The sequence below is a fragment of the Streptomyces sp. NPDC025638 genome (assembly GCF_055558775.1).
Genome location: NZ_JBVHLX010000013.1, coordinates 1 through 24,998 on the forward strand (window position 1 = coordinate 1; position 24,998 = coordinate 24,998).

General features: G+C 72.0%; 20 protein-coding genes. 6 read left to right on the plus strand and 14 right to left on the minus strand.

Annotated features, from left to right (window positions below; translation table 11 throughout):
* Positions 1-393: 393 nt before the first annotated feature.
* Entirely contained in the window at positions 394-1,401 is a 1,008-nt protein-coding gene (locus tag ACZ4EG_RS30155; RefSeq protein WP_453554992.1) for a stage II sporulation protein M, read from the minus strand.
* A 131-nt stretch (positions 1,402-1,532) separates the two neighbouring features.
* Here ACZ4EG_RS30155 and ACZ4EG_RS30160 point away from each other — a divergent pair, with 131 nt between their 5' ends.
* Positions 1,533-2,561, plus strand: coding sequence for an RDD family protein (locus ACZ4EG_RS30160; RefSeq protein ID WP_467792799.1), 1,029 nt, complete (start codon positions 1,533-1,535; stop codon positions 2,559-2,561).
* Positions 2,562-2,595: 34 nt separating this feature from the next.
* On the opposite strand, the gene ACZ4EG_RS30165 is transcribed toward ACZ4EG_RS30160, so the two are convergent.
* The 8 genes from ACZ4EG_RS30165 to ACZ4EG_RS30200 form a co-directional block, all read right to left on the minus strand.
* Positions 2,596-3,210, minus strand: a complete 615-nt coding sequence (locus tag ACZ4EG_RS30165) for a hypothetical protein (RefSeq protein WP_467792800.1) — start codon at positions 3,208-3,210, stop codon at positions 2,596-2,598.
* A gap of 189 nt (positions 3,211-3,399) precedes the next feature.
* Positions 3,400-4,857 (minus strand): adenosylhomocysteinase, encoded by a 1,458-nt coding sequence (gene ahcY / locus ACZ4EG_RS30170; RefSeq protein ID WP_467792801.1) that lies wholly within the window; start codon positions 4,855-4,857, stop codon positions 3,400-3,402.
* Positions 4,858-5,192: 335 nt separating this feature from the next.
* Positions 5,193-6,173: a cation diffusion facilitator family transporter gene (locus tag ACZ4EG_RS30175; RefSeq protein WP_453555000.1), complete on the minus strand. Its 981-nt coding sequence runs from the start codon at positions 6,171-6,173 to the stop codon at positions 5,193-5,195.
* Positions 6,174-6,308: 135 nt separating this feature from the next.
* Positions 6,309-7,460 (minus strand): mannose-6-phosphate isomerase, class I, encoded by a 1,152-nt coding sequence (gene manA, locus ACZ4EG_RS30180; protein WP_453555002.1) that lies wholly within the window; start codon positions 7,458-7,460, stop codon positions 6,309-6,311.
* Positions 7,461-7,528: 68 nt separating this feature from the next.
* Entirely contained in the window at positions 7,529-8,656 is a 1,128-nt protein-coding gene (locus tag ACZ4EG_RS30185; RefSeq protein ID WP_467792802.1) for an SIS domain-containing protein, read from the minus strand.
* A 133-nt stretch (positions 8,657-8,789) separates the two neighbouring features.
* Positions 8,790-8,960 (minus strand): Trm112 family protein, encoded by a 171-nt coding sequence (locus tag ACZ4EG_RS30190; RefSeq protein ID WP_263209431.1) that lies wholly within the window; start codon positions 8,958-8,960, stop codon positions 8,790-8,792.
* A gap of 132 nt (positions 8,961-9,092) precedes the next feature.
* A complete protein-coding gene (locus tag ACZ4EG_RS30195; protein WP_467792803.1) occupies positions 9,093-10,457 on the minus strand; it encodes a phosphomannomutase/phosphoglucomutase in 1,365 nt (454 codons plus the stop codon).
* A 161-nt stretch (positions 10,458-10,618) separates the two neighbouring features.
* Positions 10,619-11,044: a DUF3499 domain-containing protein gene (locus ACZ4EG_RS30200; RefSeq protein ID WP_263209435.1), complete on the minus strand. Its 426-nt coding sequence runs from the start codon at positions 11,042-11,044 to the stop codon at positions 10,619-10,621.
* A gap of 306 nt (positions 11,045-11,350) precedes the next feature.
* Here ACZ4EG_RS30200 and ACZ4EG_RS30205 point away from each other — a divergent pair, with 306 nt between their 5' ends.
* Positions 11,351-11,803 (plus strand): metallopeptidase family protein, encoded by a 453-nt coding sequence (locus tag ACZ4EG_RS30205; protein ID WP_363300318.1) that lies wholly within the window; start codon positions 11,351-11,353, stop codon positions 11,801-11,803.
* A 101-nt stretch (positions 11,804-11,904) separates the two neighbouring features.
* On the opposite strand, the gene ACZ4EG_RS30210 is transcribed toward ACZ4EG_RS30205, so the two are convergent.
* From ACZ4EG_RS30210 to ACZ4EG_RS30220, 3 genes are all read right to left on the minus strand, one after another.
* On the minus strand, positions 11,905-13,410 hold the full coding sequence (locus tag ACZ4EG_RS30210) for a DUF5719 family protein (RefSeq protein ID WP_467792804.1): 1,506 nt from the start codon (positions 13,408-13,410) through the stop codon (positions 11,905-11,907).
* On the minus strand, positions 13,407-17,078 hold the full coding sequence (locus tag ACZ4EG_RS30215) for a glycosyltransferase family 2 protein (RefSeq protein WP_467792805.1): 3,672 nt from the start codon (positions 17,076-17,078) through the stop codon (positions 13,407-13,409). Before ACZ4EG_RS30215 ends, ACZ4EG_RS30210 begins: the two co-directional genes overlap by 4 nt.
* Before the next feature lie 215 nt (positions 17,079-17,293).
* Positions 17,294-17,557 (minus strand): WhiB family transcriptional regulator, encoded by a 264-nt coding sequence (locus ACZ4EG_RS30220; protein WP_003975777.1) that lies wholly within the window; start codon positions 17,555-17,557, stop codon positions 17,294-17,296.
* A 672-nt stretch (positions 17,558-18,229) separates the two neighbouring features.
* Between ACZ4EG_RS30220 and ACZ4EG_RS30225 the strand changes: the two genes are divergently transcribed.
* The 4 genes from ACZ4EG_RS30225 (at position 18,230) to ACZ4EG_RS30240 (ending at position 22,155) form a co-directional block, all read left to right on the plus strand.
* Positions 18,230-18,736, plus strand: coding sequence for a cysteine dioxygenase (locus ACZ4EG_RS30225; RefSeq protein ID WP_467792806.1), 507 nt, complete (start codon positions 18,230-18,232; stop codon positions 18,734-18,736).
* A 64-nt stretch (positions 18,737-18,800) separates the two neighbouring features.
* Positions 18,801-19,760, plus strand: a complete 960-nt coding sequence (cofD, locus tag ACZ4EG_RS30230) for a 2-phospho-L-lactate transferase (protein WP_467792807.1) — start codon at positions 18,801-18,803, stop codon at positions 19,758-19,760.
* Positions 19,757-21,064, plus strand: coding sequence for a coenzyme F420-0:L-glutamate ligase (locus ACZ4EG_RS30235; RefSeq protein WP_467792808.1), 1,308 nt, complete (start codon positions 19,757-19,759; stop codon positions 21,062-21,064). Before cofD ends, ACZ4EG_RS30235 begins: the two co-directional genes overlap by 4 nt.
* Positions 21,065-21,144: 80 nt before the next feature.
* On the plus strand, positions 21,145-22,155 hold the full coding sequence (locus ACZ4EG_RS30240; RefSeq protein ID WP_453555019.1) for a DNA-3-methyladenine glycosylase family protein: 1,011 nt from the start codon (positions 21,145-21,147) through the stop codon (positions 22,153-22,155).
* Positions 22,156-22,323: 168 nt separating this feature from the next.
* Here ACZ4EG_RS30240 and manB read toward each other — a convergent pair whose 3' ends face one another.
* Together manB and ACZ4EG_RS30250 are read right to left on the minus strand one after the other, a co-directional pair.
* A complete protein-coding gene (gene manB, locus ACZ4EG_RS30245) occupies positions 22,324-23,406 on the minus strand; it encodes a mannose-1-phosphate guanylyltransferase (RefSeq protein WP_453555021.1) in 1,083 nt (360 codons plus the stop codon).
* A gap of 161 nt (positions 23,407-23,567) precedes the next feature.
* Positions 23,568-24,977, minus strand: coding sequence for a peptidoglycan recognition protein family protein (locus ACZ4EG_RS30250; protein WP_467792809.1), 1,410 nt, complete (start codon positions 24,975-24,977; stop codon positions 23,568-23,570).
* Positions 24,978-24,998: the final 21 nt, after the last annotated feature.

Below are 24,998 nucleotides of genomic sequence, written 5' to 3' on the forward strand. Positions count from 1 at the left end.
AGTTCTCAAGGAACGGACGCTTCCTTTGTACTCACCCTCTCGGGCTTTCCTCCGGGCGCTTCCCTTCGGTCTTGCGTTTCCGACTCTATCAGATCTTTTCTCGACCCGATTTCCTCGGCGCTTTCCAGGTTCCCGCTCTCGCGTTTCCCTTTCCGGCGGTTCCGACTTTATCAGAAGTTTCGGGCCGGTCTAACCGGCTGCTCATTTCTGAGTAATCGGAGGGTGCTTCTCGGAATTGTGACTCCACGAGAAGCAGATAGATTCAAAGCCGCCGCCGGGACTGTCTGTGCAGCCCTCTAGGCAACTGTTTGAATCTACCTCCCCGCATGCTCCGTGTCAACGGCTCCTGTGGGGCGAAGAGGAGACTAGCAGCTCAGGACCCGTGCATGCACATCAGGCGGCCGTTGGAACGGTCGAGCTGCGCTCGGCCTCCTCAAGGTCGCCCGTTTCGCCCGCGCGTGCGGCACGGCCGCCCAGGACAAAGACGTATGCGAGGAACGCCAGCTCAGCGACGACTCCGATGCCGATGCGGGCCCAGGTGGGCAGGCCCGAGGGGGTGACGAAGCCTTCGATGGCACCGGAGACGAAGAGGACCAGGGCGAGGCCGATCGCCATGGCCACGGCGGCCCGGCCCTCTTCGGCGAGAGCGGTGCGACGAGTGCGGGGACCCGGGTCGATCACGGTCCAGCCGAGGCGCAGTCCTGTACCGGCGGCCACGAAGACCGCCGTGAGTTCGAGCAGGCCGTGTGGGAGGACCAGGCCCAGGAACGTGTCGAGTCGGCCGGCCGACGACATGAGGCCGAAGCCGACGCCCAGGTTGAGCATGTTCTCGAAGAGGATCCAGAGGACCGGCAGACCGAGGAAGACGCCCAGGACCAGGCACATCGCTGCGGCCTGGGCGTTGTTCGTCCACACCTGGGCCGCGAAGGAGGCGGCCGGGTGGCTCGAGTAGTACGTCTCGTACTCACCGCCCGGCCGGGTGAGCTCACGCAGCTGGTTCGGGGCCGCTATGGACGACTGCACCTCGGGGTGCGTGCCTATCCACCAGCCCAGGAGAATGGCGATGGCGGTGGACACCAGCGCGGTTGGTACCCACCAGTGGCGCGACCGATAGACCGCGGCGGGAAAGCCGTACCCCAGGAAACGCGTCACGTCGCGCCAAGAAGCGCGTCGGGTTCCCGTCACGGCGCTACGCGCGCGTGCCACGAGTTGGCTGAGCCGACCCGTGAGCTGCGGGTCGGGGGCGGCGGACTGGATCAGGGAAAGATGGGTTGCTGTGCGCTGGTACAGAGCGACGAGTTCGTCGGCCTCCACGCCGGAGAGGCGGCGCTGGCGCCTGAGCAGGGCGTCGAGGCGGTCCCACTCGGCTCGGTGGGCGGAGACGAAGACGTCCAGGTCCATCGGGTCTGCCTGCTCCTCGGCTGTTCGTCGACTGCTGATCAGGGCTGTCAGCTTGTCGTACTGGGGCGCGATGCGCCCTCAGCTTGGCAGACTTGCGGTTCTCGGGGCAGACCAGGGGAAGGACGGCGGGCGTGAGTGAGCTGGTGACGGGCGAGGCGGTGGCGCTGGAGTTGCGCCCCGCGAGGCTGCCCAGCAGGGCGCTGGCGATATTGCTCGACCTGGTCGTGGCCATGGCCGTCTATATAGCCGTGGCCTTGGTCCTGGTGGCGTCGACGGCGTCCTTGGACGAGGCGGCCCAGATCGCGCTCTCGATCGCGACGTTCCTGCTGGTGCTGGTGGGCGGGCCCATCGCGGTGGAGACGCTGAGCCATGGTCGGTCGCTGGGGAAGATGGCGTGCGGACTGCGCGTGGTGCGGGACGACGGCGGGCCCATCCGCTTCCGGCACGCACTGGTGCGGGGCGCCATCGGCGTCGTCGAGATCCTGCTGACCTTCGGGGTCGTCGCCTGTATCGCGTCGCTCGTTTCGGCGCGCGGGCGGCGGCTCGGGGATGTGTTCGCGGGCACCTTGGTCGTACGGGAACGGGTGCCCGTCGGGCAGACCGGCTTCGTTCCTCCGCCGCCGCCCTGGCTGGTGGGGCGCTTTTCGGAGGTCGACCTGTCGGCGGTGCCCGACGGTCTGTGGCTTGCCGTCCGTCAGTACCTGACGCGTATGCAGCAGCTCGATCCGCAGGTCTCCTGGACCATGGCGGAGCGGCTCGCGTCCGAGCTTGCGGCTCGCACGGGGACTCCGGCGCCTCAGGGTGTGCCGTCGGCGGCCTATCTGGCGGCGGTGATGAACGAGCGGCAGGCACGCGAGGCCCGTCGGGCGTTCGGAGGCGGTCCGGCCGCGGGAGCCCCGTTTGCGGGAGGCATGCCAGTCGCGGGGGGCGTGCCCCTCCCGAGCGGGGCGCCCGTCCCTGGTGGAACGCCTGTCGCGGGTGCGGCGGCTGCCGTGGGAGGCGCTCCTCACGGTTTCCCGCCCAACGGTTTCCCGCCTGCCGCCGGTGTTCCCAGCGGTTACGCCTCTCCTGCCTCTCCGGCTCCTGCCGACCGGCCCGCGGCCCCGCAGGACCGGGCGCCTGGCGACCGCCCGGCCACCGGATTCGTACCACCGGCATAGCTCGCGCCCGAGCCGCCGCGGCACCTCGTCCCCGTCAGCCGAACAGTGACGGCGGCGACTGCAGGTCCTCCAGCTCGATGCCGGGCGCCGCGAGGACCACGTCGCCCGCGATGTGCACGGTGTGCCGCTCACCCGTGTCCAGGGCTGTGACCTGGTATTCGTCCACGGTCAGAGGGCCGTTGTCAGTGGCGTGTGTTTCGCTGTTCACCAGGGCCCAGGACTGGTCGACGGTGCGTGGGGCGAGGACCGGGTCCGTGAAGGCCACGAGGCGTACTCGGGTCGCGGTGGAGGAAGGGGTGAGGCGCAGGAGACGGGTGGTGGCGACCAGGAACGCGGGGGACGTGCCGGTGAAGGCGTGGGCGCGCACATTGCCTTCGGTGGCTTGGGTGCCGGTGGGGTCGGTTCGGACCCAGGTGACGCCGTCCAGGGCGGCGCCGCGCACCTGCCAGCCTGCCGCGTGGAGTTCGAGGCGGATGGGGCGGCCGAGGTCGTCGAGGGCGAGGTCGACGGAGCCGCTGTGGTCGCCCGACGGGGTGGTCAGCTGGGACACGTAGCGCCAGCCGGAGGGGCCGGGCGCGCACTGGAAGTGCTCTTCCGCGAGGGGGGTGTGATCGTGCGGATCGTGAAGCGAATAACGGCCGCGGGGCATGGGGGTCCTGGGTCTTGACGGGCTGGTGGTCCGGTCACCTCGACGGGCCGCTCCGGCCGGTGTGACGGCCGGCCGGCCAAAGGGGCAGGCCCCCGGCACGGGGGTGCGGGGGCCTGCCTCGAAGGACCTGCCGCCAGGAGGAGCGCGTCAGTGCACGGACGGGCTCCTCCGGCGAGCGGAACCGCGGACTCAGTAGCGGTAGTGGTCCGACTTGTACGGACCGTCGACCTCCACGCCGATGTACGCGGCCTGCTCCGGGCGCAGCACGGTCAGCTTGACGCCGAGGGCATCCAGGTGGAGGCGGGCGACCTTCTCGTCGAGGTGCTTGGGCAGCGTGTACACGCCGGTCGGGTACTCGGCCTGCTTGGTGAACAGCTCGATCTGGGCCAGGGTCTGGTCCGCGAACGAGTTGGACATCACGAACGAGGGGTGACCGGTGGCGTTGCCGAGGTTCAGCAGACGGCCCTCGGACAGCACGATGATCACCTTGCCGTCGGGGAAGGTCCAGGTGTGGACCTGCGGCTTGACCTCGTCCTTGACGATGCCCGGGATCTTGGCCAGGCCGGCCATGTCGATCTCGTTGTCGAAGTGGCCGATGTTGCCCACGATGGCCTGGTGCTTCATCTTGGCCATGTCCGCGGCCATGATGATGTCCTTGTTGCCGGTCGTGGTGATGAAGATGTCGGCCTTGTCGACGATCTCGTCCAGGGTGGTGACCTGGTAGCCGTCCATCGCCGCCTGCAGCGCGCAGATCGGGTCGATCTCGGTGACGATCACCCGGGCACCCTGGCCGCGCAGCGACTCCGCGCAGCCCTTGCCCACATCGCCGTACCCGCACACGACCGCGGTCTTGCCGCCGATCAGCACGTCCGTGGCGCGGTTGATGCCGTCGACCAGGGAGTGGCGGCAGCCGTACTTGTTGTCGAACTTCGACTTCGTCACCGCGTCGTTGACGTTGATCGCCGGGAACAGCAGGACGCCGTCGCGCTGCATCTCGTACAGGCGGTGCACGCCCGTCGTGGTCTCCTCCGTCACACCACGGATCTCGGAGGACAGCTGGGTCCACTTCTGGGGGTTCTCGCCCAGGGTGCGGTGGAGCAGCTGGAGGATGACGCGGTGCTCGTCGGACTCGGCGGTCTCCAGGGCGGGGACCTTGCCGTCCTTCTCGTACTCGACGCCCTTGTGGACGAGGAGGGTGGCGTCACCGCCGTCGTCCAGGATCATGTTCGGGCCGCCGGTGGGGCTGTCCGGCCAGGTCAGCGCCTGCTCCGTGCACCACCAGTACTCCTGGAGGGTCTCGCCCTTCCAGGCGAAGACCGGGACGCCCTGCGGGTTGTCGGGCGTACCGTTCGGGCCGACGGCGATGGCGGCCGCGGCGTGGTCCTGGGTGGAGAAGATGTTGCAGGAGGCCCAGCGGACCTGGGCGCCCAGGGCGACCAGGGTCTCGATGAGCACGGCGGTCTGCACGGTCATGTGCAGGGAGCCGGTGACACGGGCGCCGGCGAGGGGCTGCGCCTCGGCGTACTCCTTGCGGATCGCCATCAGGCCCGGCATCTCGTGCTCGGCGAGGGTGATCTCCTTGCGGCCGAACTCGGCCAGGGAGAGGTCGGCGACCTTGAAGTCCTGTCGGTTGTCGACAGTCGTCATTGCGAGCTGCTCCTCGGGGTTGGGTCGAGGTGGTTACGGCTGGTCTGCGCGGCGGCGGACACAGGGGTGCCCGAAAGGAGGACACAGGCATGCCCACGTGCGCGCAGCGCAGTCCGTCGGAGGCCCTCTCTCCCTCGGTCGGTCCGCTACGGGACCGCCCGACCGCCATCAGCAGCGACGTCTGGCTCCGTCCCAAGCTACACCGGAGGGCCCCGCGGTCCCCAGTCCGCCTTCGAACACATCGCGCCGATCTCGGGATGTGATCGGCGGCCGGAGCGGCCCGCGCGGCACGACGGGAAGGTGTCCGATGGGCGACGGTCGAGTGCGCGACGAGCTCAGTGACCGGCCGCGTGCGGCGTCGGGCCGCCCGGGGTCGCCTTGGGGTCCGGGCCCTTGGCTGCCGCGGCCTCGCTGTAGATGTCGGGCTCGAGGTAGATCACGCGGGCGATCGGGACGGCGGCACGGACACGGGCCTCGGCGGCGTCGATCGCGCCCGCGACCTCGGCGGCCGTGTCGTCGTGCCGGACGCCGATCTTGGCGGCGATCAGCAGTTCCTCGGGGCCGAGGTGGAGCGTGCGCATGTGGATGATGCCGGTGACCGAGTCGCCGTCGACCATCGCGGACTCGATCTGCTTGACCACGTCGAGGCCCGCGGCTTCGCCGAGCAGCAGGGACTTGGTCTCGGCGGCCAGGACGAGGGCGATCAGGACGAGCAGGACGCCGATGCAGACGGTGCCGATGCCGTCCCAGACGCCGTCGCCGGTGAGCAGCGCGAGGCCGACACCACCGAGGGCGAGGACCAGACCGATCAGCGCGCCGAAGTCCTCCAGGAGGACGACCGGCAGCTCGGGGGCCTTGGCGCGGCGGATGAACTGCGACCAGGAGAGCCTGCCGCGCAGTTCGTTGGACTCCTTGATGGCCGTACGGAAGGAGAAGCCCTCAGCGATGAGCGCGAAGACGAGGACGCCCACCGGCCAGTACCAGTGCTCGACCTCGTGCGGGTGGCTGATCTTCTCGTAGCCCTCGTAGATGGCGAACATGCCGCCGACGGAGAAGAGGACGATCGAGACCAGGAAGGCGTAGATGTAGCGTTCGCGGCCGTAGCCGAAGGGGTGCTGGGGGGTCGCCTCGCGCTGGGCCTTCTTGCCGCCGATGAGCAGCAGGAACTGGTTGCCGGAGTCGGCCATCGAGTGCACGCCCTCGGCGAGCATCGACGACGAACCGCTGAACGCGAACGCCACGAACTTCGATGCCGCGATCGCGAGGTTGGCGCCGAGTGCCGCCACGATCGCCCTGGTGCCGCCTGACGCGCTCATGTGTCCGCGTTGTCCCTTCGCCTTCGTCCGTCTGCGCCGGCCAGGGCCCTGCCCTTCGCCTTTGCCCGTCCTTTGCCGGTGGGCCATTCTTGCAGCCCTGTCCACCGGCGGCGCGTCAGGTATCCACAGGCGCGGTCAGACAATCACAGTGGCCCGGAATACGGTGCCCGCCCCGGACGCCTCGGCCTCTTCGCCCGCCGCCACGAAGACCGACTGGCCCGGGCCCAGTTCGTGCTCGCCCACCCGTACGGAACCGGCCGTGCAGAGCAAGATCTGCGGGGTCGGGAGGGTGAGGTCATGGGCGGTGCCGGCTTCGGGAAGGACGTAGCGAGACAGCCGGAACTCGTCGATGGGGGTCTCGTAGACCTCCTCGCCGTCGGGGGCCGCCTCCGGGCGCAGGACACCGGCGTCGCGCGGCTCGAAGCGGACGACGCGCAGGAGTTCGGAGACGTCGACGTGCTTGGGGGTCAGGCCGCAGCGCAGGACGTTGTCGGAGTTGGCCATGATCTCGACGCCGAGGCCGCTCAGGTAGGCGTGCGGGATGCCGGCGCCGAGGAAGAGGGCCTCGCCGGGCTGGAGCCGGACATGGTTGAGCAGCATCGCGGCGATGACGCCCGGGTCGCCCGGGTAGTGGTGGGCGAGGTCGGCGTAGGGCGCGTAGTCGCCGCCGAGGCGGGAGCAGGCAGCCGTGGTCTCGTCGACCGTGTGGGCCATCTCCTCGGGGTCGGCGGTGAGGATCGCGGTGAGCACCTCCCTCAGCGCCGCCTCCTCGGGGTGGGCGTGCAGCAGGTCGACGTACGGCTTGAGGGAGTCGACGCCGAGGCCGTCGAGCAGGTCGGCCGCCCGCAGCGGGTCGCGGAAACCGCACAGGCCGTCGAACTCGGTGAGCGCGCAGATCAGTTCGGGCTTGTGGTTGGCGTCCTTGTAGTTGCGGTGCGGGGCGTCCACCGGGACTCCCCGGCGCTCCTCGTCGGCGTACCCCTCCTTGGCCTGATCCAGGTTCGGGTGCACCTGGAGGGAGAGCGGGGCACCGGCCGCGAGGATCTTCAGCAGAAAGGGCAGGCGCGGGCCGAACTTCGCGACCGCGCGCGGGCCGAGCTCCTTCTCCGGGTTCGCGTCGATGACCTCGACGAGCGTGCCGCGCGCGGTGCGCGAGGGTGCGCCCGGGTGCGCGCCCATCCACATCTCCGCCTGTGGTTCGCCGGTCGGCTCCACGCCGAGCAGCTTCGGGATGGCGGTGGTGGAACCCCAGGCGTAGGGGCGGACGGTGTTGTCGAGGCGGTCCATCAACGTCTCTGTTTCTTCTCTGCTCAGGGGTCTTCGCGCGTACGGCGGTCAGGGCTTCGGGGTCAAGATCAGGCCCTTGAAGCGAGCGCCAGGTAAACGGCGGCGAAATCCGTGACGGCGATCAGTTCCGCGAGGGTCTCGATTTGGTCGCCCGGCTCCGGTTCCAGCTCGCTGATCGGCGTGTCATGGCTGAGCGCCAGGTCACGGGCGGCCGGGGCGGCGGTGAGGCCGCTGATCGGGCGGTCGCGGAGCAGCACCACGCGCGCGTGCAGCGCGGGGGCCTCTGCCACGCGGTCCCGGAAGAAGTCGTCGGGGTCTGCTTCGGCGGCCAGGGGGCCGGCGAGCAGGGCGCTGTGCGCGGCGAGTGCCTCGGGGAGTTCCTCGACGAGGGCCGGCTGTCCGGCGAGTTCGGCGAGTTCGGCGGAGAAACGGCGGCCCGCGGCGCCGGCCGAGGCGCCCTCCGTCCAGATGACCGGGAGCGTGTCGGCGAGTTCGGCGGCGAGGGTCTTGGCGGGGTTGCTGTAGGTGGCGATGGCCGGGCCGCAGCGCTCGGCGATGTGGTCGAGCCGGTCGGCGACCTGCTCCAGGGCCTCGGGCGGGGCGCTGAGCAGGCCGATGCGGTCGAGGAGGGCGAGCAGCGGGGTGAGCAGGGCCCACAGGACGCCCGGGGAGGACGCGGCGAGGGGTTCGTCGTGGTCGTACGGCGCTGTGGCCATCGGGACGAACATGCCGTGCGCGCCGGTGACCGCCTCGTGGAGCGGGGTCTGGGCGGGGGCGACGGCGGCGACCGAGCAGCCGCGGCGGTAGGCCTGCTCGGCGAGCAGCGAGAGGCTGGGTTCGGTGCCGTCCGGGGTGGCGATCAGGAGCAGGTCGACGGAGCCGGCCCAGCCGGGGAGCTCCCAGCGCAGGGCGCCAGCCGCGGGGGCGACGCCGGTGGGGGCCAGACGGGTGACGGGGCTGCCCGCGCCGGCGAGTGTGCCGAGGAGGTCGGCCGCATGGGTGGCGGCGGCGCCGGGGCCGGCGATCAGGACGGCGCGGGGACGGCCGTCCGGCTTGAGTTCGTTGATACCCGCCTCGACGGCGTGCCGGGCCGCGGTGCGGACGCGGGCGCCTGCCTCCGCGGCGCCGCGCAGAAGGCCTCGTTGGTCGGCCTCGGCGAGGCCCTCCGGGGTGTCGAGCAGCGATTCGTCGAGCATGGGCGGCAGCCTCCGGTCGCCGGGGTCCTGAGAGGGGCGGCTCGTCTGTATGAGGGGCGCTTGCGCGGGTGTCTGCGCGCGGGGCCTGGCTGTGGGCGGTGGTGGGGCCCGTGGGTACGGCGGGCCCTCGGCGTTACGCCGGGCGGCGGGCCTCGTCCACCAGGAGGACGGGGATGCCGTCACGGACGGGGTACGCCAAGCCGCAGTCCTGACCGGTGCAGATCAGCTCGGTGTCCTGCTCCCGCAGCGGGGCGTGGCAGGCCGGGCAGGCGAGGATCTCCAGGAGGCCGGCTTCGAGCGGCATGGGGTGTCCCTTCGGGCAGGTGCGGATGTGCACTGATGTGCCTGGTCAGGGTACCGCCGTGAGGCGCCGGGCGGAGTGGGTTGGATTCGCCAACCCACTCCCTGGGCCCGACCGGCGGGAAGGTCGCCGAGGTCAGCCCCTGATGATCGCCAGCGCCTCGTCCCTCACCTTTGCCATCGTCGCCTCGTCGCGGGCCTCGGCGTTCAGGCGCAGCAGCGGCTCGGTGTTGGAGGGGCGGACGTTGAACCACCAGTCGGCGGCGGAGACGGTGAGGCCGTCGAGGTCGTCGAGGGTGATGTCGTCGCGGCCCTCGTACGCGGAGCGGATCGCGGCGATGCGGGAGGCCTGGTCGTCGACCGTGGAGTTGATCTCCCCGGAGCCGGCGTAGCGGTCGTACTGGGAGACCAGGGCGGACAGAGGGCCGTCCTGGCCGCCGAGGGCAGCGAGGACGTGGAGGGCCGCGAGCATGCCCGTGTCGGCGTTCCAGAAGTCCTTGAAGTAGTAGTGGGCGGAGTGCTCACCGCCGAAGATCGCGCCCGTCCGCGCCATCTCGGCCTTGATGAAGGAGTGGCCGACGCGGGTGCGGGCCGGTGTGCCGCCGTTCTCCCGGACCACCTCGGGGACGGACCACGACGTGATCAGGTTGTGGATGATCGTGCCCGCGCCGCCGTTCTTGGCCAGCTCGCGCGCGGCCACCAGGGCGGTGATCACCGACGGGGACACCGGGTCGCCGTTCTCGTCGACGACGAAGCAGCGGTCGGCGTCGCCGTCGAAGGCGATGCCGAGGTCGGCGCCCTCCTCGCGGACGCGCTTCTGGAGATCGACGATGTTGGCGGGGTCGAGGGGGTTGGCCTCGTGGTTCGGGAACGTGCCGTCCAGCTCGAAGTACATCGGGACGAGGGTCAGGGGCAGGCCGGCGAAGACCGTGGGCACCGTGTGGCCGCCCATGCCGTTGCCCGCGTCGACGACGACCTTCAGCGGGCGGACCGCGGTCAGGTCGACGAGGGAGCGGAGATAGGCCGCGTAATCCTCCAACGTGTCGCGCCGGGTGATCGTTCCCGGCGTCGGGGCTGGTTCCGGGGCGCCCGACTCCAGCCATCGCTCGGCCAGTTCGCGGATCTCGGCGAGGCCGGTGTCCTGGCCGACCGGGGCCGCGCCCGCACGGCACATCTTGATGCCGTTGTACTGCGCCGGGTTGTGCGAGGCCGTGAACATCGCGCCCGGGAGGTTCAGGGCGCCCGAGGCGTAGTACAGCTGGTCCGTCGAACAGAGGCCGATCTCCGTGACGTCCGCGCCGCATGCGGCCGCGCCGCGCGCGAAGGCACGGGACAGGCCGGGCGACGACGGACGCATGTCGTGGCCGATCACGATCGCGTCCGCGGCGGTCACCCGGACGAAGGCGGCGCCGAAGAGTTCGGCCAGCGTCTCGTCCCACTGGTCCGGGACCACCCCGCGTACGTCGTACGCCTTCACGATCTGCGACAGATCAGCAGCCACGGCCAACCCTCCTGAAAGTTCCATCGGTCGCCCCAAACTACCCGTCCCGGGTAAGGCGCCGATGTGGGAACGCCCAGTGGACCCCCAGACTTAATCTCAGGTCAGGCCGTCGCACCGCACGTCGAGGCGACGCCGGTAGGCGCAACACGCGCGCGGGCGGCTCAGTTGTCCGGGGAGCGCAGCACCCGCAGATGGCCGCGGCGGGCGACCTCCATCGGGTCCGCCGTGCGCGCGCCTGCGCCGCCCGCCTCGGCCGCGCGCTCCTGGGGGCGGGCCGCCTCGCGCACGGCGTTGGCGAGGGCTTCCAGGTCGTCCCCGGTGGGGCGGGCGGGTACGGAGCCGTCGAGGAGTCGTACGACCTCCCAGCCGCGCGGGGCGGTGAGGCGCTCGGAGTGATCGGCGCACAGGTCGTAGCAGTGGGGTTCGGCGTAGGTGGCGAGCGGGCCGAGGACCGCGGTCGAGTCGGCGTAGACGTACGTCAGCGTCGCGACGGCGGGTCGGCCGCAAGCGGTGCGCGAACAGCGACGTACAGGGCTCACGACGTTGGACGGTACCGCACTCTTGAGCGGGCCGCGACGACTCTCCACCAGGTCACTCCACCGTGTCGTGCTGTGAGACGCCCCACACACCCCTTTGAAGACGCCCTGCTGACCTGCGGGGACGGACCACTCCGGCGTCATGGACGGGTCCCCATCCGGTCATGGGTAGGCACAAACAGCGTCAAATGCCTTGAGCTCGACGGTCTTGGAGAGATACGGAAACGAGCCCAACCTTGGCTGGAATGGTCATGTGGAGACAAGCCGTACGGGTGGCCGGTTGCCGTCCGGTCGGCGGCCCCCTTGCCGCGTGGAGGCGGGGCGGCCGGACCGCGCGGGGACTACGCTTCACCAGTGATGGACAACCGTGTACCGCCCCGTGCCGCCGGCCCCGGGCCCCGTCGTCGTGATCGCCACGGTCGGGGCATGCGCGGGCCGATCGCGCCACCCCAGGTGCCGCTGGCGGCGAGCCGTGCCGAGGCGTTCGCGGATCTGGTGCAGGACTCCGTGGAGCGACTCGAGCGACGGTGGCCGCAGCTCGCCGACATCGATTTCCTGGTGCTGGAGGTGCCCCGGCTGGACGGGCGGGCCGGCGAGGGCTGGAGCGACGACGCGGTGCCGCTCGGCGGGACGATCCCCGCCCGCGAGGGTCGCCGCGCCCGGGTCGTGGTCTACCGGCGGCCGGTCGAGATCCGGACCAAGGGGCGGGACGAGCGGGCCGCACTGGTGCACGAGGTGGTCGTGGAGCAGGTGGCAGAGCTGCTGGGGCTCACCCCGGAGACGGTGGACCCCCGCTACGGCGAGGACTGAGCGAGCCGGGGCTCGCCGGACGGCCGGCTGACCGGACACCCGGCTGACCGGACGCCGGCGAACCCCGGTCGGGCCAAGGACCGCTGCTTCCGCGGCACCGACTACTTCTGCAGCACCGACAGATCCTGGTCCGCCTCCGGTACGGCCACCGTCCCCCGGTCGTCCGGGAGGATCTGCACGGTGAAGCCGGGGACGCCCTCCGCCGTGGCCGCCAGGGTGCGGGCGGCGTAGACCGGACCGCCGGACAGCGGCTCGACCGTCAGCGCGTACGTGCCCTTGAGACCGGCCGGGACCGGGGCGTCGACGTCCTGGGTGGTGCCCGCCTTGATCGTGTACGTCTTCGTCACCGGCGTGCCCCCACCACTGCCCGCCGAGGCCGTGACCTTGACCCTCGCGGCGGCGGTGGGCGCGGTGACGGACAGCGTCGTGCCCTTGCCGCTGTTGTCGGCGGACGTCGCGCGCGTGCCGACCGGGCTGGTGGCGGGGATGAACGCCGTCTCCTGCTTGGCGCCCTTGCCCCGGGTGACCCGGAGTGCGGCGACGACCGGGACCGACCTGTCCGTCGGGGTCAGGACCAGGGAGCCCGCCTCACCGCGCGTGACGTCGCCCAGGTCGAGCGCCGACGTCATGCCCGACTTCACATGCAGGGTCTCGTTCCCGGCGGGGGTGATCAGGCCGCCGGGAGAAGCGAGGCGGACCTTCAGGTCGGCGTCGGCGTCGCCGGGAGTGAAGGCGATCAGGCGCACGGCGGTGGCGTCCTTCGGGATGCCGGGCAGGACCAGGGTGCCCGCCGGGTCGGCGGACGCGGCCAGCCAGTCGCCACCGATCTTGTCGTCCAGGGCCTGCACGGCCGCGGCGACCCGTCCGCTGCGCACGCTGACGTGCACGGTCAGGTTGGTCTGCCGCTCGTCGCTGAGCGTGGACAGCAGGACCGGCTCGCTGGAGTGCGGCTGGACCGTGATGCCCTCCCCGACCGTGGACTTGATCGCGCCGTCCTTGCCGTAGAGCTCGATGTCGACGACGGCCGGAGCGTCGTCGGGGTTGGTGAGGTGCACGTAGTCGGTGCGCTCGGCGTCGGTACTGGCACCGGGGAACCAGAACTCCGTGTCCGGGGCCGTGCAGTTGACGCCCTGGAGCCCGCGTCCGCTGCCCGCGGCGACCTCGGTGGTCTCCTGGACGGTCCAGCCCGGCGCGAACCTCCCGTCGGCGGCACCGATGAGCGCGGGCGAATCGGCGCCGGAAGTGTCACCGGTGGCCGGGGTGCCGGGCTGCTTGGGGGTCAGGACGGGCTTGGCGGTCTTCGACTTGTCCTTGCCCTTGGTGGAGCCGCTCGTCCCGTCAGCCGACTCCTCCGTGGCCGACCGGAGTTCGGCCTTGCCGCCGCTCGCCGTGCCCTTCGTGACGGGGGTGAAGGACGTGTACGAGGTCTCGGCGATGTCGGAGCTGCTCGGGGCCGGGCACAGCAGGCTCGTGCGCTCCACGGGCAGCTGGGCCGCCGCCCGGGCGGTCGGCGCGCCGGACGCGTCCGGCGTCTCGAGCGCGGCGAACCCGGTGACGGCGGCCAGCGCGGCGGTGCCGGCGATCAGGGACAGGGTGGTGCGCTTCACTGCTGGCTCCCGTCGGGGCGCTCGCTGCCGGTGGTGCCGTGGGGGTGGGGCTGCTCCGGGTCATAGGCCTGGTCGTAGCCCTGCTGGTACGTCGGGTCGTACGGCATCTGCCCGCCCTGTCCGCCGTAGGCGTACGGGTCGTACTGGCCGCTCTGGTACGGGTCGGCCTGGTACGCCTGCTGGTCGTAGCCGCCCGTCTGGTACTGCCCGGCGCCCTGGTACTGGTCGCCGTAGGCGGGGTAGCCGTCGCCCGTGTAGCCCGACGCGTCCCAGTCGCCGTAGGACTGCTGGTGCGGGACGGCGGCGGGTGCCTCCTCGGGAGGAGGCACGCTGCCGGGGTCGGACTCGTCCGCGTCGGCGGCCTCCTCGGCCTCGGCCTGGGCCCGCAGACGGCGGGCGCGGCGGCCCTCGCCGGCGGCGGGCTGGGCGGGGACGGTCTCCTCCTCGGGGAGGTCGTCGTCGATGTCGCGGCGACGGCCCGGCAGGGCGAGCACGACGAGGACGACGGCGAGTGAGCCCTGGGCCCACAGCCAGCCGGTGTGGCCGACAGGTGCGTCGTAGGTGACGTCCAGCCGTCCCCCGGTGGAGGGGAGTTCGAAGCCCTGGGCCCAGCCGTCGACCGTGGTGCGGGTGAGCGGCCTGCCGTCCAGGGTGGCGGTCCAGCCCTCGGCGGCGGAGTCGGCCAGGCGCAGCACCCGGCCGTCGGAGCCGGTCGGAATGGTGGTGTGGATCTCGACGGGTCCGGCGGCGACCGGCTGTGCGGTGCCCGAGCCCGAGGCGGGCACGATCGCGGCCCGCGAGACCTGCTGGTCGACGCGCCACAGCGCGCTGCCGCTCTGCTGGCTGAGCCGGCTCAGGCCGGGCGTGGCGTCCAGGACGCGGGTGACCTCGCGGGGCGCGCCCTTGTGGACCAGGACATAGCGCACGGCGAAGCCGCCGAGCTGGTTCGCCTGGTCGGCGCCGGAGCCGGCGACGAGGTTGGCGACGACCTTGTCGAGCTTGCCGTTCTCACCGTCGGCGGCGGCCAGTTCGGCGTCGCCCATGCGGGCGCCGGAGCCGCGGACCAGGGTGTAGCGGACGCGGGCGGTGGATTCGCTGTCGAGGACCAGGGTGCGGGCCTGGTCGCGGGTGCCGCTCTCCTCGGCGACGAACGCGGGCACCTGCACCGGGTCGCGCCGCTCCACGGGACCGTCGGCGCCGCCGATCATCCAGCCGGCGGCGACGAGCAGCGGGCCCGCGGCCGAGGCGAGCGCGATCAGCGCGGCCACCGGCTGGCGCCAGCCGAAGTTCTGCTCGGCCACGCGCGCGCGTGCCCCGTCGGCGCCGAGCGCGGCGGCGGCCAGCAGGGCGAGGCCGTAGACGAGGGTCGCGGGGCCGGCCCAGGTGGAGCTGTTGGACAGGGCGGCGAAGACGAGGCCCACCAGCGCGACCGCCCAGGCCGTCCGGATTCCCAGCTGTCGCTCGGAGCGCATCAGGGCGGCCAGCGCGGCCAGGACGATGCCGAGGAGCATCAGCCCGTCCACGGTGCCGGGGCCGCCGGGGCTGGCGCCGAGCAGGTCGAGGGCGGAGGCGGCCGAGGAGCCGTACTCCAGTCCGGCCTCCTTGAAGAAGCCGAACGGGAGCAGGGTCAGCGACCAGGGCGCGAGGACCAGCAGCGGGGTGCCCAGCTGGACCAGGAAGCGCAGGCCGTGGGCGATGGGGTCGCGGCGGCGCACGGCGAGTACGCCGATGCCCAGGATCAGTGCGATCGGCCACACGATCGGTGTGAAGGCGGTGGCCATGGTCAGCAGCAGCGCGTAGGCCCAGGTTGCGCGCCAACTGCCGCGTGCGCCGGAGGAGTTGGCCAGGCCGGCGGCGGCGGTGCCCGCGCGGGCGAGGAGCGGCAGCAGGACGGCGAGGACGGCGGTGCCGATGCGGCCGCCGGCCAGGGCGCCGGTGGCGGCGGGCAGGAAGGCGTAGGCGACGGCCGCCCACGCGCGCAGCAGGCGGGACTCGACGAGCGGGCGGGAGGCGAAGTACGCGGTGAACCCGGCCAGTGGCACCGAGCCGACGAGCAGGACCGTGACCGCGAGGCCGGTCGAACCGAACAGCGTGGAGGCCAGCATCGCGACGAGGGCGAGGTAGGGCGGCGCGGCAGGGGTGCCGCCCGCGCCCACCGGGTGCCAGGCGTCCAGGTAGCGGGACCACAGCTCCTCGGAGTCGCCCGGGGCCGGCAGCAGGGCGCCGCCCGCGAGCGCGCCGCCGCCCAGGAGCGCGCGGCAGGCGACGAGCGAGACGAGCAGCAGCACCAGGAAGAGCATCGGACCGGGCTTGCGGACGATGCGCTTGACACGGGCGAACTGCTCGATCTCCAGGAAGTCGGCGTCGTCGCCGCCGGGCCCGGACTCGACCGCCCCGCCGTGCCGTCCTGCCGAGGAGGCCTCGGTGTCGGAGCCGCCGAAGAAGTCGCCGGCGACCTGCTCCACGGTGGCCCGCACGGTCGCGCCCGGTGGCGGGAACAGCTGCCGCAGCTCGCCCTTGTCGATCTGCGGACGGCCGCGCCTGCGCCGTCCGGCGATGATCCGCTCGGGCCGCAGCAGGGTGCCCAGGAGGCCGCGGATCTCGTCGACGGCCTGTCCGGGGACCTTGCCGACGAGATAGGCGGCGGTCCTCACGAACGTGCCGAGCACCACACGCAGCAGCACCCAGGGCAGCACCGCCGTGCGCGTGTTGACGAGGAGGGTGTAGACGGCGCCCGCCTTGTCGACCTTGTGCGGGGAGGCCGCGGTGCGGCCCAGGCAGTCGACGGTGCGGCGCTCGCGGGAGGCGGCCTCGGCGTGCCGTACGACGGCGTCGGGGGCGATGAGGACGCGGTGTCCGGCCGAGTGTGCGCGCCAGCACAGGTCGACGTCGTCGCGCATCAGGGGCAGCCGGCGGTCGAAGCCGCCGAGTTCCTCGAAGACGTCGCGCCGGATCAGCATGCCGGCGGTGGACACCGACAGCACGGGCCGTACGTGGTCGTGCTGGCCCTGGTCCTGTTCGCGGCGGTCGAGGCCGGTCCAGCGGCGGCCGGAGTTGGCGATGGTGACGCCGACCTCCAGGAGCTGCCGGCGGTCGTACCAGCCGCGCAGTTTGGGGCCCACGACGGCCACGTCGTCGCGGCCCAGCTCCATCTCGTTGTCGACGACACGCAGCAGCTGTGCGAGGGCGTCGGGGTCGGGGGCGCAGTCGTCGTGCAGCAGCCACAGCCACTGGATCGGCTCCCCGTGCGGGAGCTCGGGCAGGTCGTAGGCGTCGTCGCGCCAGGTGCGCGTGACGGGGTCCCAGCCGCTGGGCCGCTTGAGATACGGCAGCTCGTCCGGGGTGAGCACGGGCGCGCTGCGGTTGGCCTCCTCGACGGCCTGGCCGAAGCCGGTGCGCCGGGCGAGGTGGAGCACGCGGTCGGCGCCGAGGGCGTCGGTGACCAGCCGGGCGGAGTCGTCCGCACTGCCGGTGTCGGCCGCGATCGCGTACTGAACGGGGCGCTCCTGGCCGAGCAGCCCGGTGAGCGCGTCGGGCAGCCAGCGGGCGCCGTCGTGGGAGACGAGGACCGCGGTCACCACATGACGCGGAGACTCGGGCTGGTGGGCCGGGTCAAACACTGCGGTGGCAGCGTCGTGTTGGGCTGCCGTATGGCTGTGCACGGACATCGAGGTACGGGCCCCGGTTCGATGGACTGCGGTGGACGCCTGTGCCCCGAGGGGGCAGCGGGGCGTCTCGGACGAGCGACCACACTATCGGCTGGGCAGCAAGACGGCCCGCCGCCTGTGGATAACCCACCGGCGACGGGCCGTTCGTGAGGCGTACGAGACGTGTATGGATGCGTGTACGAGACGTGTACAGGTGAAGGACCTGTGCGGTCTTTTCAGACGGCGGCCTTCTTCAGCCGGCGGCGCTCCCGCTCGGACAGACCGCCCCAGATCCCGAAGCGCTCGTCGTTGGCCAGGGCGTACTCGAGGCATTCGGAGCGCACCTCGCAGGCGAGGCAGACCTTCTTGGCCTCTCTGGTCGAGCCGCCCTTCTCGGGGAAGAAGGACTCGGGGTCGGTCTGGGCGCACAGTGCGCGCTCCTGCCAGCCGAGTTCCTCGTCCGCGTCGTCGACCAGCAGTTGCTGCACCAGCTCGGTCATGTGCGCCCCTCGTCTGTCTTTCGCGTCCCCGTGATGTAGCCGTTACCGATTCCGGCTGAACGACACGAGTGAAATTACAAGTGTGCTGCTCCGGGCGAGTCAAGCCGGGATCTGCTATTGGGCCCGTTATTCACTCTGCGGAACCAAGGCCATGCGGAAAGTGTTCAAATCGCCATAAACCTTGACATGCAGACGAGGCCCGGGAGGGACGCCGACCCCACACAGACACTTGTACGGAGAAGGACGCCCAGGAGTTCGATCGCGTTCCGACGAGACTCGTGCGCCCGGTTGTGCGCCATGTGTCCGGGTGTCCCACAGAACAAACCCTTCACCCTGGAGATGCACCGGATGAGGTGAAACGTGTCCCACATACCGGTCGCCGAGTTGACAGTGCGGGTGTGAACCGATGTCCTTGGGGGCATGCTCGCGAACTTGGCTCTCACCTCGACCCGCACCGCCGGGTCCCACGGTGCTGCCCACGTTCGCTGTAGCTGTTGTTGCTGTTCCAGCTGTTGAGCCCAACGCGCTCCGGCTGTCCTTGAGTCCATCCCGACTCGGCTGCTGTCCCCTTTCCCGACCCTGATCCAGGGCCACCCCTTCCGTCCGTGACCCGGGCGGACGGCACGCGAGACCCCAGCCCCCACTCTTCCGCCGAGGACCCACCCCACCCCCATGAACAGCGACAACGACCTCCAGATCGCCGGCGACATCCTCGAAGTCCCGCACCTGCTGCAGCCCCCGCGCGAGCACCCGGCCACCGTCGCCGAGTTCGTCGGCCTGGCCCGCACCATCGCCGCCGACCGCTCCCAGTGGGAGCACCTCGTCCGGTACGACGCCACGACGCGCTGGTACCACCGGCTCCGCACAGGCCCCGGCTACGAGGTGTGGCTGCTGTCCTGGGTGCCGGGACAGGGCAGCGGGCTGCACGACCACGGCCGGTCCTCCGGCGTGCTGACCGTCCTGGAGGGCACGCTGACCGAGCGGACCGAGCGGGGCACGCGCGCGTTGGGGTCGGGCGCGCAGCGGGTGTTCGCGCCGGGGTATGTGCACGAGGTCGTCAACGACACGCTGGAGCCGGCGGTCAGCCTGCACGTCTACTACCCCGGCCTGACCGAGATGCCCATGCACACGGCCCCGCACTGCGAGGCGGGCGCGCAGCCCCGCCGGGTGACTGCCTGACGCTCAGCTGCCCGACACTCGGCTGCCTGACGCGTTGTCGTACCCGCCTGCCAGAATTGCTCCCATGCGCATTGTGGTTCTGGCAGGCGGCATCGGTGGTGCCCGGTTCCTGCGCGGTCTGAAGCGAGCCGTGCCGGACGCGGACGTCACGGTCATCGGCAACACCGGCGACGACATCCACCTCTTCGGGCTCAAGGGCTGCCCGGACCTCGACACGGTGATGTACACGCTCGGCGGCGGCATCAACGAGGAGCAGGGCTGGGGGCGGGCCGAGGAGACCTTCCACCTCAAGGAGGAGCTCGCGGCGTACGGGGCCGGGCCGGGCTGGTTCGGGCTCGGCGACCGGGACTTCGCCACGCACATCGTGCGGACGCAGATGCTGAGCGCCGGTTATCCGCTGAGCGCGGTGACCGAGGCGCTGTGCGACCGCTGGAAGCCGGGCGTGCGGCTGATCCCGATGACCGACGACCGCGTCGAGACGCATGTCGCGGTCGAGGCCGACGGCGAGCGCAAGGCGGTCCACTTCCAGGAGTACTGGGTGCGGCTGCGGGCGTCGGTCCCGGCGGAGGCGGTCGTGCCGGTCGGGGCCGAGCAGGCCAAGCCCGCGCCCGGGGTGCTGGAGGCGATCGCGGAGGCGGACGTGATCCTCTTCCCGCCGTCCAACCCCGTCGTGTCCATCGGCACGATCCTGGCCGTGCCCGGCATCAGGGAGGCGATCGCGGACGCCGGGGTGCCGGTGGTGGGCCTCTCCCCCATCGTCGGGGACGCGCCCGTGCGCGGGATGGCCGACAAGGTGCTCGCGGCGGTCGGCGTGGAGTCCACCGCGGCGGCGGTGGCCGAGCACTACGGCTCGGGGCTCCTCGACGGCTGGCTCGTCGACACCGTGGACGCCGGTTCGGTGGAGCGGATCGAGACGGCCGGCATCCGCTGCCGGGCCGTACCGCTGATGATGACCGATACGGACGCGACCGCGCAGATGGCCCGGGAGGCGCTGGCGCTGGCCGAGGAGGTGCGGGGAGCTTGAGCGAAAAAGCACCCGAGTACCGGGTCTGGGCCGTCGGCGGGATTCCCGAGATCCAGCGGGGCGACGACCTCGGGAAGCTCATCGCCGCCGCCGAACCCGGGCTGCTCGACGGGGATGTGCTCCTCGTCACCTCCAAGATCGTGTCGAAGGCGGAGGGCCGGATCGTCGAGGCGGCCGACCGGGAGGCGGTGATCGACGCCGAGACCGTGCGGGTCGTGGCCCGGCGCGGGCCGCTGCGGATCGTCGAGAACCGGCAGGGCCTGGTCATGGCGGCCGCCGGGGTCGACGCCTCCAACACCCCTTCGGGGACGGTGCTGTTGCTGCCGGAGGATTCGGACGCGTCCGCGCGGGCGATCCGGGACGGGCTGCGCGACGCCCTCGGTGTGGACGTCGGAGTCGTGGTCACCGACACGTTCGGGCGACCGTGGCGCGCGGGGCTGACGGACGTCGCGATCGGCGCCGCGGGGGTACGCGTGCTGGACGATCTGCGTGGGGGCACGGACGGGTACGGCAATCCGCTCAGCGCCACGGTCGTGGCCACGGCGGACGAACTCGCCGCCGCGGGCGACCTCGTCAAGGGCAAGGCGGCGGGCCTGCCGGTCGCCGTGGTGCGCGGGCTGCCGCACGTGGTGGGCGGGGACCACGAGGAAGGGGCACGGGCGATGGTGCGCGACGCGCGCGACGACATGTTCCGGCTCGGCACCTCCGAGGCGGTACGGGAGGCGGTGACCCAGCGGCGTACCGTACGGGCCTTCACCGACGAACCCGTCGACCCGGGGGCGGTACGGCGGGCCGTGGCCGCGGCGGTGACCGCGCCGGCCCCGCACCACACCACGCCGTGGCGCTTCGTCCTGCTGGAGTCCGAGGAGTCCCGGACCCGGCTGCTCGACGCCATGCGCGACGCGTGGATCGCCGACCTCGCGCGGGATGGCAAGACGGAGGAGTCGATCGCCAAGCGGGTGCGGCGCGGGGACGTGCTGCGCAACGCGCCCTATCTGGTCGTGCCCTGTCTCGTCACGGACGGCTCGCACACCTACGGCGACACGCGGCGGGACACGGCCGAGCGGGAGATGTTCGTGGTCGCCACGGGCGCGGGCGTGCAGAACCTTCTGGTCGCGCTGGCCGGGGAGCGGCTCGGTTCGGCCTGGGTGTCGTCGACGATGTTCTGCCGGGACGTGGTGCGCGAGGTGCTCGGGCTTCCGCAGGACTGGGATCCCATGGGGGCGGTGGCGGTCGGACATCCGGCCGAGGCGCCGCGGCCCCGGCCGGAGCGGGAGGCGGGGGCGTTCATCGAGGTCCGGTGACCGTGCCGTACGACCGCCCGGTCTCGGCCGTACGACCGCCTAGTCTCGTAGGACAGCTCCGGCATCCCAGGGGATCACTCGTGGCAGGACGTTTCGCTCCGCGGCCCACGCGTACGACCGTGCGCGGTGGGCATGTCGCCGTGCCCGCCGGGACGGGGGTGCCACGGCAGACCGGCGGGGCCGGGCGGGTGCGCAGGTGGGTGCCGGAGGGGACGCTCGATCTCGGGCTGGTGCTCGGGCCGCTGCGGCGCGGACCGGCCGACCCGACGTTCCGGGCCATGCCGGACGGGTCCGTGTGGCGGGCCAGCCGGACACCCCTCGGGCCGGGGACGCTGCGGGTGGCGGTGTACGGCGGTGAGGTGCGCGGAGAGGCATGGGGACCGGGAGCCGAATGGCTGCTGGAACGGTTGCCCGAGTTGCTGGGCGCCGCCGACGACCCCGACGCCTTCGCGCCGCGGCACCGGCTGGTGGCGCTTGCCCGGCACCGGCGGCCCGGGCTGCGGCTGACGCGGACCGGGCTGGTGCTGGAGTCGCTGATTCCGTCGATTCTGGAGCAGAAGGTCACGACCGACGAGGCGTACCGGGCGTGGCGGCTGCTGGTGCGGAAGTTCGGGGAGCCGGCGCCGGGGCCCGCGGCGGGCGCACGGCTGTGGGTGATGCCCGAGCCTCGGACGTGGGCGCTGATTCCGTCCTGGGAGTGGCATCGGGCCGGGGTCGACAACAAGCGGGCGTCGACGATTCTGCGGGCCGTGCGGGTCGCTGCGCGGCTGGAGGAGGCGGTCGGGATGGAGCCGGCGGCCGCGCAGGCGCGGTTGGAGGTCGTGCCGGGGGTCGGGCCCTGGACGTCGGCGGAGACCGTGCAGCGCAGTCATGGGGCGCCGGATGCGGTGACCGTCGGGGATCTTCATCTGCCGGGGATCGTGGGGTGGGCGCTGGCCGGGGATCGGTATGCGGACGACTCCGTGATGCTGGAGTTGTTGGAGCCGTATGCCGGGCAGCGGCATCGGGCGGCTCGGTTGATTCTGTTGAGCGGGAAGACGCCGGCGCGGCGTGCTCCGCGGATGCCTCGGGGGGACATCGGTCGGTTGTGAGGTGTGGGTCGGCTGGGTGGGCGCCCGGTGCTGGTGCTGGGCGGGGGTTCGTCGCGCAGCCCGGCGCTGCGGGGTGTCTCCCCCAAGCTCTCAACTTCGTTCGAGCAGGGGGACCCCCACCGCCCACCCGTGCCGCCCCAGCGGCACGACTGCCCGCAGCCGCGCCGCCTATTGGTCCGACGAGAAGCGGACTGCTCTCGCTGGGATTTGGGCGTCGCACCACACCCGTGCTCCCTCGCGGAGTTCGTTGTCCGGGCCCACGATCGCGCCGTCTCCGATGACCGTGCCGGTGAGGACCGAGCGTTCGCCGACGCGGGCTCGGGTGCCGATGAGGGAGTCGGTGATGACGGCGCCGGGTTCGATGACGGCGCCGGGGAGGATCGTGCTGCCGAAGACCCGTGCCCCCTCCGCGACGAACGCGCCCTCGCCCACCACCGTGCCGCCGGTCAGCTTCGCGTCCGGCGCCACCCGTGCCGTCGGCAGGATCAGCCGGTCGCCGCAGCGGCCCGGGACCGCGGGGGACGGCGCCCGGCCGAGGACCAGGTCCGCCGAGCCGCGGACGAAGGCGGCGGGGGTGCCCAGGTCGAGCCAGTAGGTGGAGTCGACCAGGCCCTGGAGGTGGGCTCCGGCGGAGAGGAGGCCCGGGAAGGTCTCCCGTTCCACCGACACCGGGCGGCCCGCCGGGATCGTGTCGATGACCGAGCGGCGGAAGGCGTACGCCCCCGCGTTGATCTGGTCGGTGACGATCTCCTCCGGTGTCTGCGGCTTCTCCAGGAAGGCGAGCACCCTGCCCGTCTCGTCCGTGGGGACCAGGCCGTAGGCGCGGGGGTCGGTCACCTTCGTCAGGTGCAGGGACACGTCCGCGCCCGTCGACTCGTGCGTGCGCACCAGCGCCCTGATGTCCAGGCCCGTCAGGATGTCGCCGTTGAACACCAGCACCGGGTCGTCGGGGCCCGAGTGGAGGTGCGCGGCCGCGTTGCGGATGGCGCCGCCCGTGCCGAGGGGCTCCTCCTCGGTGACGTACTCGATGTGCAGGCCGAGCGCGGCGCCGTCACCGAAGTACGGCTCGAACACCTCGGCCAGATAGCTCGTCGCCAGCACGATGTGCTCGACGCCCGCCGCTCTCGCGCGGGCCAACTGGTGTGTGAGGAACGGGACTCCGGCTGCCGGGACCATGGGCTTGGGCGTGTGCACCGTGAGCGGACGGAGCCGGGTGCCTTTGCCGCCGACCAGGAGGATCGCTTCTGTCACCTGTCGTCTCTGCTTCCTGCCGGGACCGGCCGAAGTGTGTTTCGGCCGGCCAGTGTATGCAGACCGTCCGACGGCGCCCTCGATGGCCACGCGGTGTCCCGCGACATCGGCATGCGGTTTCCCCCGGCTGTCCCCGACGGCGATGCACGCGCGCCCCGGCCTCAGCGCCCCTGGTAGCGGGCCGCGTCGGAACGGGCGGTGCCGAGCTTGGAGTAGAGCTTCTTTCCTGGGCACTGCGTGGCGAACCCGTCCCGATGGCCGGAGATCACGTTCAGTCGTACGTTCTTCCCCTTTGGGTAGAGATTGCCACCACCCGACGTCAGATATGTCTTTCCGCGCGGATTGATCCCGTAGAGCCCGAGCTTCCACGCGGTGAGTTTGGCGATGGCCTTCACCGCCGCGGAGGCCGGCTTGGTCGTGCCGTAACTGCCGAGGACCGCGATGCCCATGGTGTTCGAGTTGAAACCGCGGGTGTGTGCGCCCATGACCGCCTTGGCGGCACCCCCGGCCCGGCCCTCGTAGATGTTTCCGCACTTGTCGACGAGGAAGTTGTAGCCGATGTCCCGCCAGCCCATGCTCTTGACGTGATAGCGGTAGATACTGCGAATGACGGACGGGGCCTGTGAGCAGGTGTACTTGTTGCCCCCCGCGCTGTGGTGCACGAAGGCGGCCTTGACCTTCTTCGTGTAGACGAAGCCGCGTTCGCGCAGGCTCTCGTCCGCGCCCCAGCCGTGCCGCGTCACGATCCGGGGGCGCGGTCCGATGTACGGCTTCGCGCTCTGGGCCTGGGTCAGTTCGCCCGACCGCAGGGCCAGCAGTTCGATCTCGGTGTCCCGCCGGTTCAGCGCGGGGATCTCGGCGGCTCCCAGACGGGTCAGCGCCAGGTCGGTGTTGACGGCGGAGGCGGCGATGTCACCCAGGCTGTCTGTGCGGGCGACCTCACCCGGGGGGACGTCAGTCCCCGGTGAGTCGGCGCGGGGCCCGGCGGCGGGGCGGCCCACGGGCGCCGGCTCCGTGCCGGGGTCGACGAGTTCCAGACGCAGCCCCGAGGGGAGAAGGGGCCGGCCGGCGGCGCCGTCGCGGCCGTGGCCCGCCGCCTCTTCGGCAGCCGCGCGCACGCGCACCTCCACGCCGTTCGAGTCGCCGACCCACAGCGGTGCCGTCGCGCCACGCACCCGGCCCGAGGTGCGCTCCGCCGTGCCCGGGTCGGCGCCGTCCTCGTTGTGCGTCTCGACGTCCTGCCAGCCCGACCAGGCGCCGCCCGCCGCGTCGCGGGTGCGGACCTGGACCCCGCCGCGGAGTTCGGCGTCCGGGTTGTCCCAGATGACACCGACCAGGGAGAAGTGACGCACGTTCCGGCGGTGCAGGCCCTGTTCGGGGGCCACTCCGTGGACGCGGTCGCGGGTGAGGGGGACGAGCGGGAGCGACTGGGTGGCGCCGGCGACGGCAGGCGACGGGAGTCTCATGGGTGCGGCGGCAGCCGCGGGCAGGGTCGGCGGGAGGGTGAGGGCGGCCGCGCAGGTGACACCGGCCGAGGAGACACCGAGCGAGGAGGCGAGGAATCCATGCATGCCCCTCATCCTGGATATATC